13 protein-coding genes are annotated in these 16,430 nt (G+C 49.6%); 10 read left to right on the top strand and 3 right to left on the bottom strand.

Annotated elements, in window-relative coordinates; translation table 11 throughout:
• Positions 1-330: 330 nt before the first annotated feature.
• The 3 genes from FTO70_RS08410 to FTO70_RS08400 all read right to left on the bottom strand — a co-directional run bounded on the left by FTO70_RS08410 (position 331) and on the right by FTO70_RS08400 (position 1,852).
• On the bottom strand, positions 331-810 hold the full coding sequence (locus FTO70_RS08410; protein ID WP_255335303.1) for a hypothetical protein: 480 nt from the start codon (positions 808-810) through the stop codon (positions 331-333).
• 174 nt (positions 811-984) lie between these two features.
• Entirely contained in the window at positions 985-1,272 is a 288-nt protein-coding gene (locus tag FTO70_RS08405) for an acylphosphatase (RefSeq protein ID WP_255335301.1), read from the bottom strand.
• 190 nt (positions 1,273-1,462) lie between these two features.
• Positions 1,463-1,852 carry a phage holin family protein gene (locus FTO70_RS08400; protein WP_255335300.1) on the bottom strand — a complete coding sequence of 130 codons (390 nt, stop codon included), beginning with the start codon at positions 1,850-1,852 and terminating at the stop codon, positions 1,463-1,465.
• A gap of 506 nt (positions 1,853-2,358) precedes the next feature.
• Between FTO70_RS08400 and FTO70_RS08395 the strand changes: the two genes are divergently transcribed.
• From FTO70_RS08395 to FTO70_RS08350, 10 genes are all read left to right on the top strand, one after another.
• Entirely contained in the window at positions 2,359-2,886 is a 528-nt protein-coding gene (locus FTO70_RS08395) for an LURP-one-related/scramblase family protein (RefSeq protein ID WP_255335299.1), read from the top strand.
• Positions 2,887-2,947: 61 nt separating this feature from the next.
• Entirely contained in the window at positions 2,948-3,859 is a 912-nt protein-coding gene (locus FTO70_RS08390) for a bile acid:sodium symporter family protein (RefSeq protein WP_255335298.1), read from the top strand.
• Positions 3,860-3,980: 121 nt separating this feature from the next.
• Positions 3,981-5,294, top strand: coding sequence for a sodium:proton antiporter (locus FTO70_RS08385; protein ID WP_255335297.1), 1,314 nt, complete (start codon positions 3,981-3,983; stop codon positions 5,292-5,294).
• 114 nt (positions 5,295-5,408) lie between these two features.
• Positions 5,409-6,560, top strand: a complete 1,152-nt coding sequence (locus tag FTO70_RS08380) for an AI-2E family transporter (RefSeq protein WP_369694350.1) — start codon at positions 5,409-5,411, stop codon at positions 6,558-6,560.
• Between the two features lie 1,079 nt (positions 6,561-7,639).
• Entirely contained in the window at positions 7,640-8,188 is a 549-nt protein-coding gene (locus tag FTO70_RS08375) for a DUF1269 domain-containing protein (RefSeq protein ID WP_255335296.1), read from the top strand.
• Positions 8,189-9,019: 831 nt separating this feature from the next.
• The gene (locus tag FTO70_RS08370; RefSeq protein ID WP_255335295.1) at positions 9,020-9,454 is read left to right on the top strand and encodes a DUF1269 domain-containing protein; all 435 of its coding nucleotides are present in this window, start codon (positions 9,020-9,022) and stop codon (positions 9,452-9,454) included.
• A gap of 196 nt (positions 9,455-9,650) precedes the next feature.
• The gene (locus FTO70_RS08365; protein WP_255335294.1) at positions 9,651-12,005 is read left to right on the top strand and encodes an arylsulfatase; all 2,355 of its coding nucleotides are present in this window, start codon (positions 9,651-9,653) and stop codon (positions 12,003-12,005) included.
• Between the two features lie 24 nt (positions 12,006-12,029).
• Positions 12,030-13,166: an AI-2E family transporter gene (locus FTO70_RS08360; RefSeq protein ID WP_255335293.1), complete on the top strand. Its 1,137-nt coding sequence runs from the start codon at positions 12,030-12,032 to the stop codon at positions 13,164-13,166.
• A gap of 149 nt (positions 13,167-13,315) precedes the next feature.
• The gene (locus tag FTO70_RS08355) at positions 13,316-14,674 is read left to right on the top strand and encodes an anaerobic sulfatase maturase (RefSeq protein WP_255335292.1); all 1,359 of its coding nucleotides are present in this window, start codon (positions 13,316-13,318) and stop codon (positions 14,672-14,674) included.
• An 85-nt stretch (positions 14,675-14,759) separates the two neighbouring features.
• On the top strand, positions 14,760-16,250 hold the full coding sequence (locus FTO70_RS08350; RefSeq protein ID WP_255335291.1) for an arylsulfatase: 1,491 nt from the start codon (positions 14,760-14,762) through the stop codon (positions 16,248-16,250).
• Positions 16,251-16,430: the final 180 nt, after the last annotated feature.

Genomic DNA, 16,430 nt, shown 5'->3' with positions numbered 1-16,430 from the left:
AAAACAACCGGCTGCCATCGGAAATATCTGCTCGATTAATGCTGTGGAATTATTTCTGCAATTGAAGGAATATAGTATTTACGGACACCCAGCTTTGATTTTCCCTATGAAGAATTCACAAAATGCCAGCCCGCAAATATGGTAGAGAAGAGATCTCTGCCCTTTAAAGGCAATGCCTTAACCGCCCGGATTGCTGAGATCAATAAACCCGCTAAAGAGTTTAGTGGCCTGGAAACGCTATATAAAAGAACGAGAGGATTCCTGAAGATAATGCTGGAGAAAAGATTCACGGGTGTTATCTCAATCAGAATTAATGTCATAAATTACTGGTTATCCCAGAATATGCGATCTCAATTTCATTAAAAATTTTGTTCCACGCTTACGTAATTCTGTGAGATCTTCCTGGTATACAACAGCTGCTGGCACTAACAGCAGTGGGATAGTTGCTGCAGCTTTGGCTCCTTCCGAAACAGGCAAAGCAGCTAAAAAGCTCGCTCCAGTGACACCATAAATAGGAAATATAGGAAACAGCATAGCCAGACCGAACACTCTTCTGAAATGGATGCCTAATTTTGCAGCCAGAAAACCATTGGACCCTATGACCAGACCAATGCCGATACTGGGCCCTATAGTCTGAAACGGATTATATGATGGTCCGATATAAAGTCCAAAATCGATGCCAAAAAAGGAAAAAAGCCCATTGAACTGGTTCCTTTCCTCGTTGGAGTTTCCTCCAAGGCCTGATAAGACTATACCTATGTCCAGTTGCAGAGGTCCCCTTCCTGCTTCCCTTCCACCCATTATTGCCATTATGCAATTACTTTTCCTGATCCATGATAAATTTTGTCTCCTGAAGGTTTCACAAAATAGCTCCGTTAAATCCGAATAATATTTCCTCTCATTATCTCAAACCAGAATAAATCCTGTAGAAAATTCGGTTCCATAGAAATCCTTTGTATTGTTTGAAGAGGCTCTGGTTTAAACTCAATACTGAAGTGAAGAATCATCCATGTTGCCGGTAGGCTCCATAAAAGTGTAATACACATTTTCAACGCTGGCGAAAGTGGGCCCTTCCCACAGGTCTTTTATCAGGAGCTCAATGGCTGCCCGGTGCCCCTCGGCAATCACGAAAACCCTGCCGTCCCTGAGGTTTATGGGGTTGCAGTTCACCCCCAGCTTTTCTGCAGCGTTTCTCGTAAACCAGCGAAAACCCACATGCTGCACCCTTCCGGAAACGTATATTTCCGCACGTACAATATTTCCAGAGGTCACAAATGGCTATTTTGAATAACCATGATATATAACTATGGTTATTCCGGGTGGTAAAATTAGACGGAAACTGGTTTTCAGGATAAAAAAAGCCGCCAGATAGAAGGAAAATGGGTAAAGTGTTCTGAACCTTATTATTTAGTTAAAAATGTTTGATATGGAATAAATCCCACATCCAAACGCGTCCGAAAGATCAGGTTACCAGCCCGATTGCCCAGTTGACCAGCCAGGCCACTACTGCGATTGCTATCGAAGCAATTATGGCGCCAGAAAAGCCTTTGACCCTGAGCCCTTTTATGTAACTTCCCGCAGTCATTAAAATAGCCGCCGTAACAAGCAAGTGGATAATGGAGCCCACTAAACCAGCAGGGGCACCGAAACCTAACTGGTTCCAAACCCAGATAATCACATTACTCAGTACTGCAATAAAGATCGCGGCAATGAAAGCAGGACCAAAGCCGTCAACCTCGATCCCCATACCCAGTTTGCCCACAATCCAGATAATCAATGCGGCGAACAATGTTCCGATCAGTATTCCTAAGATTAACCCAAAGAATGTACCAGCGAGGCTTACGTCAGCCATGAAAATTCCCTCCCTATTTTATAATATGGCATATATATTAAAAATATTTTTCTTTTAACGTGCCTTCGTCAGCTTGAACCAGACCAGGTCCCAGTTATCCAATCATATGGGGAGGGCGAGTGGGGAGGACGAGTTTTGAGAAAGCCCGCTTAAAAACAGCCTACTTCATGTTTTTGGCTTACCAGATTTCGGAGAACTCTCAAAAGAAGATGTGATTGAAATTTCCGGGAAAGCCATACGACCTGAAAAAAGTTCAGGCATGGAGACTAAAATTATAAATCGATTTGAATATATATTTTACATATTTATGCACTCATAAGGGGGGAACAGGTCTGGAAAATTTAGAGGACTCGTCAGTCCGGACCATAATGGAGAGAAGATTTGAGTGTTACTGCAGTTTCCCGGCTGGAAAGCTAACCGGGATTATCCTCCTTTATTTCATATCAGATCAGGCGGCCCGCAATAGAAGGGACCTGGACTGCAATAAACAAACGGAGTGATTTTTAATGGGAAGGATTTTGGGCGGCCTCAGGGGCCGTGGAGCAGAAAGCATACAACGCTACAAAATGCACGAAAAACTCATTTCCATCGGAGATGACTACTGGATTGAAAACGAAGCTGGAGAGAAGGCATTCTATGTGGACGGCAAAGCTATCCGTATTCGCGACACCCTGATCATAAAGGATGCGCAGGGAAACGAGAGGTACAAACTCAAGGAAAAACTGCTTCGGGTCAGGGATACGCTGGAAATCCAGGATGGAGAGGGCAGAACGGCTGCAACAATCAAAAAAGCCCTGATCACACCCCTTCGAGACCGCTGGAAAGTGGATTTAGCGGACGGGTCTGAAATGAAAATTCATGGAAACATCCTGGACCACGAGTACAAAATTGAGTCAGGGAGAGATAATGTTGCAGAAGTCTCAAAAAAGTGGTTCCGTGTACGGGATACATATGGAGTGGAGATTTCTCCCGGGCAGGATGCCGCACTGATCCTGGCAATTACGGTTGCAGTCGACCAGATGGCTCACGACTGAGGTGAGGGATAACTGAGGTGAGGGATAACTGAGGTGAGGGGTTTGAAAGAAGGGGGGAAGAATGGTTGAAACGACTTCTTTTTCAAATTTCCTTGAGACTATAGGCGTCCTTGCTACCCTGGTCTTCGTGCTTACCAGCATGCTGGGCATGGGTTTCTCCCTGACAGTACCCCAGATAATCGCCCCGCTGCGCAACACGAAGCTTGTGCTCCTCTCTCTGGCGGCCAATTTCATACTTGTCCCGCTGCTTGCTGTCGGGATACTGTTGATCTTCCCGCTCTCGGAAGGGCTTTCCATCGGCCTTTTCCTTGTCGGCACTGCCGCAGGCGCCCCGTTCCTTCCTAAGCTCGCACAGGTAGCAAAGGGGGACACTGCGTTTTCCGTAGGGCTTATGGTGCTCCTGATGATGGTGACGATTCTTTACGTGCCGATCGTCCTGCCGCTCCTGCTCACAGGGGTCACCATTAACCCCTGGGACATAGCGAGGTCCCTTATCCTGTTGATGCTCATACCGCTTGCGATTGCCCTGTTTATCCGGGCCAGGTACGAGGAAGTGGCAAATGGGCTCCTGCCCCTGATGAACCAGGCTACCAGCCTCTCCCTCCTTGTCCTTTTCGTGGCTTTCTTTGTGGTCTACATCTCCGACCTGCTAGGCGTTATCGGCAGCACCGCGATTGTTGCGGCGGTGCTCTTCCTGCTTATTTCGTTTATCATCGGCTACTTCCTCGGAGGCTCCGCCGGAGCTATCAGGAGCGTGCTCGGCCTCGGGACCGCACAGCGCAACCTTTCGGCAGCCCTGGCAATTGCCGCGCTTAATTTTACGGACCCCGACGTGATGGTCATGATCATGGTGGTGTCACTGGCAGGCCTCATACTGCTGATGTTTATAGGGGGAGAACTGGGCAAACGTGCAGAAGCGGCGGCAGGAGATTCCCATGAGCAGGAAAAAACTCCCACGGCACCTTCAAGGTGAAAGGGAGATGCAAAAAAGCAGTTAATGACTCAAAAAAGTTGATGGTAAAAAAGCAGTTGATGAACCAGAAAAAGCTGATGACGCAAAAGTGACAGGCATCACCGAATGCAGAAGGATTTCCATGACATCAGAAACCACAAGCTTTGTCATTGCCTTTTCAGTGCTGCTCTTTGCCTTCAGCCTTGCGTCCCGAAAAATTTCGGGAACCGTTGTTACCGCCCCTATGATTTTTGTGGCGGCCGGAATGCTGCTAAGCCCGGAAGGGCTCGACCTGGTCGAATTTCCTGAACGGAGCAGTTTCGTCCTCACGGTAGCTGAGGCGGCACTGGTACTCACACTGTTCGCCGATGCTTCCAGGATCGAACTGGGGTCACTGGGCCAGAAGGGGGGACTCCAAAACCGCCTCCTTCTACTGGGGCTGCCGCTTACCATAGGCGTAGGGGCTGCCACTGCGGCATTTCTTTTTACGGACCTGACCCTTGCCGAAGCTGCGCTCCTTGGTGCGATCCTTGCCCCGACCGATGCCGGGCTGGGCCAGGCGATCGTAAGCAACCCGAAAGTGCCGGTCCGGGTACGTCAGGCCCTGAACATCGAAAGCGGGCTCAATGACGGGGGTGCAATCCCGCTCTTCATCTTCTTTCTTGTGCTGGCTACCGGAGAGGAACTTAACCAGCCGATAGCTACCATTCTCTCCCTGGCACTTGAACAGATAGGGTTTGGAGCCCTGGTGGGAATCGCCATCGGACTGCTTGGCGGATGGCTTTCCGGCAGGGCTTCCATGGCAGGATGGACTTCCGGGCTTTACCACAGGATAGAGTTTCTGGCCCTGGCAATTCTCTCCTGGCTTTCGGCTGATGCGGTTGGAGGGAGCGGTTTTGTGGCGGCCTTCCTGGCGGGCATGGCCAGCGGGGCTGTGGGCAGAAGGATCGAAGAGGAGGAAATCATTCTTACGGAAGCCGAAGGGAGCCTGCTGAGCCTTGCGGTTTTCTTCATCCTGGGGGTCGTAGCCGCAACAAGGCTTCCATCCATCGGGCTTTTCGAAGTCGTTTATGCAGGGCTGAGCCTCACTGCCATCCGCATGGTACCGGTTGCAATCTCCCTGATAGGTTCGAAACTGCACCGCGAAACTGTACTCTTCCTGGGCTGGTTCGGCCCGAGAGGCCTGGCATCGGTCGTCCTGCTGCTCCTTGCCATAGAGGACGCGGAGGGGATTCCGGGGCTTGAGACGATAAGCCTGGTCGTAACAACCACTGTCCTTATAAGTGTCTTTGCCCATGGGATTTCCGCAGTCCCTGCAAGCGAATGGTACTCACGGAAAGTAGCTGCACTGCCGGAGGACGCACCGGAACTGGGTGAAATGAAGGAACTCCCTTCACGGCTCGGATTTATAGCTGCTGAAAGCGTGAGAAAAAACTCCAGGGAGAGAACGAAGTAAAGAGAAAAAGAGGAAAAATCCCAAAAATATATATGTGAATTTATATATTATAGGATTTATATATTAATACATATTGTGCCAATTCAGTAACTTAATACCTTAATTAAGACAGGGATGCATGCCTATAAAAATTTAAAAAAAGTAGGCAGTAAAAGAAAAATTCGGGGTAAGAAAGATTGGGGGATGTATATGAATGCAAATACTAGTTCAACACCAGCCAAAGTTCTAATATACAGCACTGCTGCGGTTCTCCTTACACTAGGTATGAAGGCGATTTCAATTATACTTATACCGGTTTTTTTTGCTCTTTTTGCCTTTCTAATCTTTGCCCCCCTGGTTCGCTGGCTCATGAGGAAAAGGGTTCCGGGAACCGTTAGCGTTTTTCTGGTAATCCTTTTTTTCATTTTTGTTTTTTTTGGGACCGCAATTCTGTTTGTAAACTCTCTAATCCAGCTCAGTGACCAGATTCCAAACTATGAAACCCAGTTTCAGAGTGTTCTGGACAGTATTTCAGCATATTTGCCTGTAGTTGGAGTTTCCGTTGAAGAGATCCTTCGAAGCCTTGCAGCATTTGCTTTCGGTGTGTCCGGGGAAATTATTTCAGGAGCCTTAAGTGCCGGCTCAACAATTGTGCTCATTGTTGTCACAACAACGTTTTTACTTCTGGATGCTGCAAGTGCACCGGAAAGGGTGCAAAGAGAAGTTGAAGATGAACAGGTAAGTCTTTCGAAATTTACCGAATTAAGCAGCAAAGTCATAAATTACATGCTCCTGAGGACTGAGACAAACCTGCTTGGGGGAATCGGAACTGCCATACTGCTCTTTATCGGAGGTATAGATTTTGCCCTTCTCTGGGGATTTCTTACATTCCTGTTCGGTTATATCCCTTACCTGGGCTTTTATATGGCCGCTATTCCACCCATGCTCCTTGGCCTGTTCAAGTATGGGCCTATAGGGGCAGTGGCTGTCCTTGCAGGTATCAGTCTTGTCAATATGCTCGTAGAAAATGTCCTTTTCCCCTCTCTTGCAGGAAAAGGCCTTAAATTATCCCCGACGATAGTATTTCTTTCCCTGTTTTACTGGTCCTTCATACTGGGAGCTGCAGGGGCGCTGATTGCCGTACCCCTTACAATAGTTGTAAAGATAATTCTGGAAAGTTCCGAAGATACACGCTTGATTGCTAAACTGATGGAATCAAGCGGGGATAGAGATAAGGAGGAGGTAACTGAAGAGCAGGGAGAAGGAAACGGGAACTCTGGAGAATGAAAAGACCCTTAAGAGCCATCAACATGACAGAGGGTGGTTAATTTCCCTACCTGCCCTCCTCAGGCTTTCGGGGAACGTGGTGCATTGATTCCAAAATTGCACTCAAAACATACTGGAATGTCAACAAGTTCAAAAGGATTAGATAGGATAAAAAAACTGTAATTCCTTTGTTAATTATTCCTTGAAACCTTTTTTCAATCTGCTTTTCAGGTACCGGCACTCTCACATGTCGTCGAAGACGACCGGCTTTTTCATAAAATATATTTAAAGGACGAAAAATGGTAGTGAAGTGCCTGAAAAAATACCGCTGGACAGCTAAAAAGGTCACTCCGATAACGGGATAACTACATTTAAACGACCAAAAAGGTTATTACAATGACTGAGTAAAATACAGCAGGTTGATTAAAAAGGTCATTACGATGACTGAATAAAAGCATATGGACAACTAAAAACACTTTTTTATAAATTTATTCTCCGTTTTTCATGTCGTGATTTTCTTTGTGGCGGCATGTCAAAAGCGGAATGTTGAGAGCAGGACGTAGAAAGCAGGATAGAAAATCAAAGTGAAATGCTCTTTTTTCAACAGTTCTTTGTTCCGGTTTATTTTCAAGCAATTTTCTCAGTGAATTCGGAAAAGACCGCCCGCTGAGGCGGGCGGTGAGAGCTTCGGGAACGATATGAAGATAACAACCGGCCTTAATTGGGGCCAGGAATTGGCAACAACCCGGCGACCTTTTCCACAATAAAACAGGATTTCTACGGAGCCGATCTTACGTGTATTATTATATGTGCTCAATTTTATATAAACTGGATGTTATATATCGAATTGCCAATACTGCTGAAACTGTTTTTCGAGTGCAAAATTCTGGGGGGGAAAGGGTAAGATAGCCGTCGGAAATGTGAGTAGATTCCCCGGCTTATACAGATAACCCTGAGCCGTCTATGAAGAACGGCAAAAAGGAGGGGAGGTAGACGGAGAGCGGGACAGCAGAAGAATAAAGAGAAAAAAAGAGAGCGAAAAAGAAGAGAGAAGAAGAAAAAAGAAAAATTTCAATGGGGGAAAACAAATGTCTAAAGTAATGTATGGACCTATGCAGCTCTTAGTTATCGTATTCGATAACCCGGACTTCCACGGCCAGATCCGCCGTGAACTTGAATCAGTCATGGAAAAAAAGCTGATACGGCTTATTGACCTGCTGTTCCTGTGGAAAGATGAAGATGGAAATATCGCTACTCTGGAGGCAACACAGCTGGACGAAGAGGAGAGAATGCGTTTCGGCGCCGTCATAGGTGGGATTATAGGTTTTGGGGCCGGGGGGGAAAAAGGAGCACTGACAGGCATGGAAGCAGGAGCCCTGGCAGCTGCCCAGGAAAACTACGGAATAACTGACAAAGATATCATGGAGATAACCGAAGCTGTCCCCGAGAATACCGCAGCTGCCATCTTTATCATCGAACATCTCTGGGCTAAGAGCCTTAAGCAGGCGATCCACGATGCAGGAGGAGTGCTGGTTTCCCAGGGTATGATCACACCCGAACTGCTTGCCATGGTTGGGCAGGAGCTGGCAGAAGCAGTTGAAGCCGCTGAGAAGAATGAGCGAAAACCTGCGGCAGCAACTGCATGGTAAAATCAGTGTTCCCTGAGAAAAATTGCTTGCAAAATAAACTGGTGAAGAGGAAGCCCTTCCCTCTGATTTTTTCATCCTTCTTTTTTGATATTCTGATTTCTACACCTTACTTACGGGACCCTGATTTCAACATACTGCTTTCTCATCCTGCCTCATGGGAAGAAAGGCTTTCAAGCCTCTTTATTTATGTTTCCTTTTAGTAGTCTATTTCTTCCCTCGAAAGAAAGGGTACGCATTAAATTTTTAGAAGTAACCCGTATCAGCAGACCCGATAAAATAAATCAACATGCATAAAGAAATATACATAAAAATGGAATTATATAAAAGTAAATTATTGAACCGCAAGCTCGGGGGCAATCTTGCAGGTTCCGCGAATTGGGGGTAACAACATAAAAATTGACAGGGGACATAACTGGCACACAGGGCACTACATTTTCCGGCGTTATCATTCTTAGGTCTGAGAACGTTGTTTACTGCCTGTGGCAGGCTCTAGAGAGCCGTCTGGCAGAAGATGCGAAACATCCCTGTCTATCACACGGTCGATGTCCCGGTCATAACTTTACTATTCCTCAAATCCCGGTCCAAAAGAGCCCCCTGTCTTTGAGCAGGGCTTTTTCCCTGATATGATTTGCTGCATTTCCATTCCGGTTCACCATTATCGGGCCTGGGAGGCTGCAGCCGTCGAAACTGAAGAAAATGCGGGCCAGTAAGAAATCTCTGGAAAGAAAAAAAATTCCAGACCGAAAAGGAGGTTTGAATATAGCAACTCTAACAGTTTTAAAATTTGACACCCCTGGCGGTGCAGAACATGGACTTCAAGTGGTAGAGGATTTGAGCAAGCAACAGCTGATCAACCTGCAGGACGCAGCAATCGTTTCCTGGCCTATGGGCAAAAAGAAGCCAAAAACGAAGCAATTAACCAGCATGTCCGGAGTAGGCGCACTGAGCGGCGCATTCTGGGGTATGCTGTTCGGCCTTATCTTCCTGGTTCCGATCTTCGGGATGGTAGTCGGAGCAGCTTTCGGGGCACTGGCAGGCTCCTTTGCCGACGTGGGTATTAGTGATGATTTCATCAAGTCGGTCCGCAGTAAAGTGACCGAAGGCACCTCAGCCCTCTTTTTGCTTACCAGCGATGCCGTACAGGACAAGGTATTTGAAGCTGCCAGAGGGATGAAGTTTGAACTTATTGCTTCCAACCTGTCCAAGGAAGAAGAAGACAAACTGCGCGAGATGTTCGCTGAAGAAGAAGCTATCCCGGCACACTGAATTTTGACCGGAAAAACACCTCTCCGGGAATTGGAAATATTTCCGGAAATTGCCGGAAAAGCGAAAAAAGCGATTCTTGCAAGAGATTCTTCAATAAAATGAATGGGGGGAGAGGAGCAGAAAGTCGGTTCCTTTCCCCATTTTTTTAGCATTTTTTTGCATTTTTCAGAAAATCCCAATACTGAGAGGAGGATAAATGCCATTAAAAGAATACAAACCAGGAACCGCCTTCTCCGGAATCATAGAAAGGACGGCAGACCGGTCCGAATCAGCCTGGCCGGAACCCCGGAGAGCTAAACAAGGCGCTCCAAATGTTCTGTTTATCGTGCTGGACGATACCGGCTTTGGACAGCTAGGCTGCTACGGCTCACCCATTAATACACCCAATCTGGACAGCCTGGCAGAGGGAGGGCTTGTATACAACAATATGCACACAACGGCGCTGTGTTCTCCCACCCGCACCTGTATCCTGACAGGGCGAAACCACCATTCTAACAACATGGCCTGCATCACCGAGGGATCAACAGGATATCCCGGCTACAACGGGTACATACCTTTTGAAAACGGTTTTTTGTCGGAGATGCTTCTGGAACATGGTTACGATACCTATGCCGTCGGCAAGTGGCACCTGACACCGGCAGACCAGATCTCGTCAGCGGGACCCTATGAACGCTGGCCTTTAGGAAGAGGGTTCGAGCGCTTCTACGGCTTTTTGGGAGGCGAAACCCACCAGTATTATCCTGAACTGGTTTACGACAACCACTCCGTTAACCCTCCCAAAACTCCCAAAGAGGGCTACACCCTGAATGAGAACCTGGCGGACAAAGCAATCCAGTTCATTGCCGACGCCAAGCAGGTCGCACCCAACAAGCCCTTTTTCATGTACTTCTGCACCGGAGCCATGCATGCCCCTCACCACGTCCCCAAAGAATGGGCGGACAAATATAAAGGCAAGTTCGACGACGGCTGGGAGGCTTACAGGGAAAAGACCTTTGCCCGGCAAAAGGAACTGGGCATAGTTCCTAAAGACGCCGAGCTATCCCGTCACGACCCGGATGTCAAACCCTGGGATGAATGCTCGCCTGAGGAGAAGAAGCTCTACGCCCGCATGATGGAAGTCTTTGCCGGTTTCCTGGAACATACAGATTACCACATCGGCAGGCTGCTGCAGTTCCTGAAAGATATCGGGGAGTTTGACAATACTTTGATCATGGTGATTTCCGATAACGGGGCAAGTTCCGAAGGGGGCCCCACGGGTTCGGTCAACGAGAACCTCTTCTTCAACAATGTACCCGAATCGCTGGAGGAAAACCTCGCAGCCCTGGATAAGCTGGGAGGCCCGGAAACTTACAACCACTATGCCTGGGGCTGGACCTGGGCGGGAGACACACCCTTCCGCCGCTGGAAACGAGAAACATACCGCGGCGGCATCAGCGACCCCTTCATTGTCCACTGGCCCCGAAGAATAATGAGCAGGGGTGAGGTCCGCACCCAGTACGCCCATGCTATTGACATGGTGCCTACAGTCCTTGAGTGCCTGGGAATTGAGCCCCTGACTGTTATCAAAGGGGTGACCCAGTCGCCCATAGAAGGTTTCAGTTTTGCACATAGCTTCGATGATGCCGGTGCACCTTCAAAGCACCACACCCAGTACTTCGAGATGATGGGGCACCGCTCCATTTACCACGACGACTGGAGAGCGGTCTGTCCGTGGCCAGGGCCCTCTTTCGCCGAAGCAGGAAAGTCCTTTGGGGAACCGATCCCGGCAGAGAAATTGACCGAACTGGATGCAAAAAGCTGGGAACTTTATCACATAGAGAAGGACTGGACCGAGAACCATAATGTGGCTGCGGAAAACCGGCCGAAGTTGATTGAGATGATTGCCACCTGGTATGTGGAAGCCGGAAAATACAACGTGCTGCCTATCGATGCCCGCGGAGTGCTGCGCCTTGCCGACGAAAGGCCTCAGATTGCCGCTGAAAGGACACATTACACCTATTACCCCGGGACCCAGGTCGTGCCCATGAATGCAGCGGTCAGGGTCCTCAACCGCCCGCACAGCATCACTGCCGATGTTGAGATTCCTCCGGGAGGGGCTGAAGGAGTCCTGCTTGCCCACGGGGGTATCGACGGAGGATATTCTTTCTACATCAAAGGTAGAAAGCTGCACTGGGTTCACAACTACGTAGCCAGGACCCTCTATCATATCGAGTCCGTGGAAAATGTCCCGGAGGGTAGGCATAAACTCCGCTTTGAGTTCGAAGTTACCGGTAAGCCGGATGTGGCAAAGGGCATGGGTTCACCAGGCAGGGCTCAGCTCTATATAGACGGAAAATTAGTAGGCCAGGTTGAGGTTCCCGTGACGACTCCGATTATAATTGGACTGACAAGCGGAGTTACCTGCGGCTCGGCTCCCGGGGCTCCGGTCACACCCGACTACCAGCCTCCCTTTGAGTTCACCGGCAAAATGTACAGTGTGACCGTGGATGTGAGCGGCAAGCTGATAGAGGACAAGGAAGCCGAGATCCGTATGCTCATGGCGAGGCAGTGAAGATAGGACGGAAGACCGGATCGGATGGGGGGACTGGCAGGCAACCGGCGACCCGGGAACTTCCGGTCCTATCCCGGGAGGAGAAACATTACGGACAAACAACTTCGAAGCGACTTTGCCCGGAGCGCACCGTACTGGCTGCGCCGCGCAGGTGTGGTTAGCTGGCTCTTTCTGGGCATAGTGCTCGCCGCCAGCACCGTCCTCAGCGTCATTGCGACAGTGAGCAGTATCACCGTCCCGCTGCTCGTTGCGGTGGTGATCGGCATCGTCTTTCGGCCGCTGGTGGACATGCTGGAGCGGCGGCGGGTTCCCCGCAGTGTTGGCACGGTGTTGACCATGCTGTTTATATTTCTGGGTGCCGCCGCCCTGTTCATGATCCTTGTAAAGGGTTTCATTGACCAGGGAGCCGAGATAGTATTCCAGCTCAAAGCCGGATGGGAAAGCCTGGAAGCCTGGCTGCTGCAGTTCCAGATCAAAGAGGAGACTCTCAATTCCATCAGCTCCGCAGTCTCGAACGCCCTGCCTGCGCTGGGCCAGGGAATTATAGGGCTCCTCAGCAGCACATTTACTAGTGCTGCAGCGCTTCTGATAGGGGTATACTTCAGTGTATTCATCCTCTTTTTCATCCTGCGGGACGGGCCTGAAATGGAGGCCTGGCTGGCCCGGCAGTTCAAGTTAAAACCCGGGACCGGTACGGCTATCGTTGCCGACATCAGCCGTTCCATACGGCTTTATTTCCGGGGCACCGCGCTCACTGCGGCGATAACGGCGATTGTGGTGGCCATCCCCCTGATTATCCTCAAAGTGCCCCTGGTGGGCTCGATTCTCATCCTCTACTTTTTTACTTCATTCATCCCTTACATAGGCGCCTTCATTGGAGGGGCTTTTGCCGTGATTATCGCCTTTGGTTCCGGGGGAGCAGAAACGGCGCTGATTATCGCGGTGGCGGTGACCATATCCAACGGGGCGCTGCAGAATGCCATAAATACCTGGGCTCTGGGGACGACTCTCAAGGTCCACCCGCTGCTCGTGTTCCTGGTTACGATCGCAGCCGGGGTTGTCGGGGGAGCCCTGGCAATGATACTGGCCGTGCCGCTGACTGCAGTCGTGATACAGACGGTGCACCGCTTGCGTGAGGAAGGGGTTTTTGCGGAGGACTGAAAAAACCGGATGCATCGGACAAAAGGAGAATATCAAATGGCAGAAAATACAGGCAGACCTTACGAAATCCGAATAATGGCCCGAATAGTTGTCCGAATCATGGAGTTAAAAATCGACCCGGAAATCCAGGCTCATGGAGGCAGTGCTAAATGACAAACTCTCTGCCCCCCCGAATCCATGTGCTGGCAAAGCCAACAGGAGCTATCTGCAACCTGGCCTGTTCATACTGCTTCTTCCTGGACAAAGAGCTGTTGTATCCGGGCAGCAGCTTCCGCATGTCAGACGAAGTGCTGGAGAACTATATCCGGCAGCTTATTGCAGCCCACCACAGCCCGGAAGTAACCGTTGCCTGGCAGGGGGGAGAACCCACGCTTATGGGGATCGACTTTTACCGGCGTGCAATCGAACTTCAGGAACAGTACAAAAAACCGGGCATGACGTTTGAAAATACGATGCAGACCAACGGCACGCTGCTGGACGATGAGTGGTGCCGGTTCTTTAAGGAAAATGACTTTCTTATCGGGATCAGCATCGACGGCCCTCAGGAACTGCACGACGCCTACCGGGTGGACAAAAAAGGGGAAGGAAGTTTTGATAAAGTTATGCGGGGACTGCACCTCCTGCAAAAACACGGGGTGGAATATAACGTCCTGACAACAGTAAACAGGGCCAATGCCGGGTATCCGCTGGAAGTCTACCGCTTCCTCCGGGATGAAGCAAAAGCAGACTGGATTCAGTTTATTCCGGTTGTAGAGCGAATCAATGAGGAGGGACGTACCCTTTACCAGAAAGGGGAAAGAGTTTCGGACCGCTCGGTACAGCCCGGACAGTTTGGCCGTTTTTTGAGCCTCATTTTCGAGGAGTGGGTGAGAAAGGATGTGGGACGGATCTTTGTGCAGACCTTTGAGGCTTCTGCACGCCGATGGCTCGGGCTGCCTTCAGGCATGTGCGTTTTTGAGGAAACATGCGGGATGGGGCTTGCCCTGGAGCACAACGGAGACCTCTACTCCTGCGACCATTTTGTGGAGCCGGAATACCTGCTGGGCAATATCATGGAAAAGGAAATCTCAGAACTTGCCTTCTCGGAAAAGCAGTACAGGTTCGGGCAGGACAAACGGGGCACTCTCCCGAAGGTATGCCTGGAATGTGAAGTACTCTTTGCCTGCAGGGGAGACTGCCCTAAAAACCGATTTGTTACAACCCCGGAAGGGGAACCCGGCCTGAACTATCTCTGTGAGGGGTGGAAAACCTTCTTCCGGCACATCGACCATCCCCTGAAGGTCCTTGCCTGGCTGATGCAGCGGGGCTACCCGGCAGAAGAGGTGATGCGGGTCCTGGCTCTGGAAGAGACTTTTGCACAAGCCAGAAGAAACGACCCATGTCCCTGCGGCAGTGGGCTCAAGTTCAAACGCTGTCACGGTCGCCAGAAAAAAGGACCTGAAAGGAAGGAACAGAAGCAAGTAAAACACAGGACTCAGCCGCAGTCCGGACCTTCTGTACGTTCCTGAAAGGAATGGGAAGGGGATGACAGGTCAGCAGGGATGTGAAATAAACAAAAAATCAACAAAAAATCAATCTGAAAGAGGTAAAACAATGGGGGAAAAGAAACCGAATATACTGATCATCTGGGGAGATGACATTGGCATTAGCAACCTCAGTTGCTATACTGACGGCCTGATGGGCTACAGAACACCGAACATTGACCGCATCGCAAATGAAGGCATTAGATTTACTGACTCTTATGGGGAACAGAGCTGTACTGCCGGAAGAGCTTCGTTTATAACCGGGCAGAGTGCCTTCCGCACCGGGCTGAGCAAGGTGGGAATGCCCGGAGCCAAAATAGGACTTCAGCCTGAAGACCCCACAATTGCCGAACTGCTGAAACCGCTGGGTTATGCTACCGGTCAGTTTGGAAAGAACCATTTAGGGGACCTTGACGAGTTTCTGCCCACTAACCATGGTTTTGATGAATTCTTTGGCAATCTTTATCATTTGAATGCTGAAGAGGAGCCTGAAGAACGCGATTATCCACCTGCAAAAGATTTTCCTAATTTCCGGAAGAACTATGGCCCCAGGGGCGTAATCCATAGCTATGCCGATGGCCGCATCGAGGATACCGGCCCGTTGACAAAAAAACGGATGGAAGACGTAGACCAGGAATTTCTGGATGCGACCATTGATTTTATCAAACGTCAGCATGAAGCGGAAAAGCCGTTCTTTGTCTGGTTCAATACCACAAGGATGCATTTCAGGACTCACATCCCGGAAAGGATACGAGGACAGTCGGGACGCTGGCAATCCGCGTACCATGATGCCATGATCGAGCACGATCGGCAGATAGGCGTGCTTCTCGACCTGCTGGACGAAATGGGCATTGCGGATGATACCATTGTTATCTACAGCACGGACAACGGACCGCATATGAACTCCTGGCCCGATGCAGCTATGACCCCGTTCCGCAATGAGAAAAACTCCTGCTGGGAAGGAGCTTTCCGCGTTCCTGAGTTAATGCGCTGGCCAAGTAAGATCCCGGCAGGCACGATTTCTAACGAGATTGTGAGCCATATAGACTGGCTGCCCACTTTGCTTGCAGCAGCAGGGGAGCCGGATATTAAAGAGAAACTTGAAAAAGGCCACAAAGCAGGAGACAAAACTTTCAAGGTGCACCTTGACGGTTATAACCTGCTTCCTTACCTGACCGGAAAGGAGAAGAAATCACCCAGGATTGAGTTCTTTTACTTCTCTGATGACGGAGACCTGGTAGCTCTACGGTACGACAACTGGAAAATGGTCTTTTTGGAGCAGCGCGCAGTCGGCACACTCCTGGTCTGGGCAGAACCTTTTGTCCCGCTGCGTGTACCGAAAATATTCAACCTGCGTACCGACCCGTATGAAAGAGCAGATCAGACATCCAACACTTACTACGACTGGCTGCTCGACCATGCCTTCCTGGTCGTTCCTGCTCAGGGTGTTGTCGGGGACTTTTTAGCAACGTTTAAAGAGTTTCCCCCACGCCAGAAAGCGGCAAGCTTTACCGTGGACCAGGTAATGGAAAAGCTCTTGCAGGGGATCGGGAGCACCTGAAGGTTTAACTTCTCTATCTGGAACATTTTACTCCTTCAAGGTAATGTTCAGTAATATGAGTATTCAGCCAGCTTTCCAAACGAACTGACTTCCGATTCAACGGCGGTAGAAACGGGATTGTAACGCCCGTACAGGACGTCGGATGGGCGATCGCGGTGCAGGTGTTCCATACGGAGAATG

This window comes from Methanosarcina sp. KYL-1 (genome assembly GCF_024372725.1).
GTDB lineage: Archaea > Halobacteriota > Methanosarcinia > Methanosarcinales > Methanosarcinaceae > Methanosarcina.
The sequence above is the reverse complement of the archived record's forward strand: the minus strand, read 5'-3'. Positions and strand labels throughout refer to the sequence as shown.

What these genes read in the sequence shown, in the direction of transcription:
- FTO70_RS08410 (WP_255335303.1), bottom strand. Translation starts at nt 810, where the DNA reads ATGGCAATAATGGGTGGAAGGGAAGCAGGAAGGGGACCTCTGCAACTG.
- FTO70_RS08400 (WP_255335300.1), bottom strand. Translation starts at nt 1,852, where the DNA reads ATGGCTGACGTAAGCCTCGCTGGTACATTCTTTGGGTTAATCTTAGGA.
- FTO70_RS08395 (WP_255335299.1), top strand. Translation starts at nt 2,359, where the DNA reads ATGGGAAGGATTTTGGGCGGCCTCAGGGGCCGTGGAGCAGAAAGCATA.
- FTO70_RS08390 (WP_255335298.1), top strand. Translation starts at nt 2,948, where the DNA reads ATGGTTGAAACGACTTCTTTTTCAAATTTCCTTGAGACTATAGGCGTC.
- FTO70_RS08385 (WP_255335297.1), top strand. Translation starts at nt 3,981, where the DNA reads ATGACATCAGAAACCACAAGCTTTGTCATTGCCTTTTCAGTGCTGCTC.
- FTO70_RS08380 (WP_369694350.1), top strand. Translation starts at nt 5,409, where the DNA reads ATGCATGCCTATAAAAATTTAAAAAAAGTAGGCAGTAAAAGAAAAATT.
- FTO70_RS08375 (WP_255335296.1), top strand. Translation starts at nt 7,640, where the DNA reads ATGTATGGACCTATGCAGCTCTTAGTTATCGTATTCGATAACCCGGAC.
- FTO70_RS08365 (WP_255335294.1), top strand. Translation starts at nt 9,651, where the DNA reads ATGCCATTAAAAGAATACAAACCAGGAACCGCCTTCTCCGGAATCATA.
- FTO70_RS08360 (WP_255335293.1), top strand. Translation starts at nt 12,030, where the DNA reads ATGGGGGGACTGGCAGGCAACCGGCGACCCGGGAACTTCCGGTCCTAT.
- FTO70_RS08355 (WP_255335292.1), top strand. Translation starts at nt 13,316, where the DNA reads ATGACAAACTCTCTGCCCCCCCGAATCCATGTGCTGGCAAAGCCAACA.
- FTO70_RS08350 (WP_255335291.1), top strand. Translation starts at nt 14,760, where the DNA reads ATGGGGGAAAAGAAACCGAATATACTGATCATCTGGGGAGATGACATT.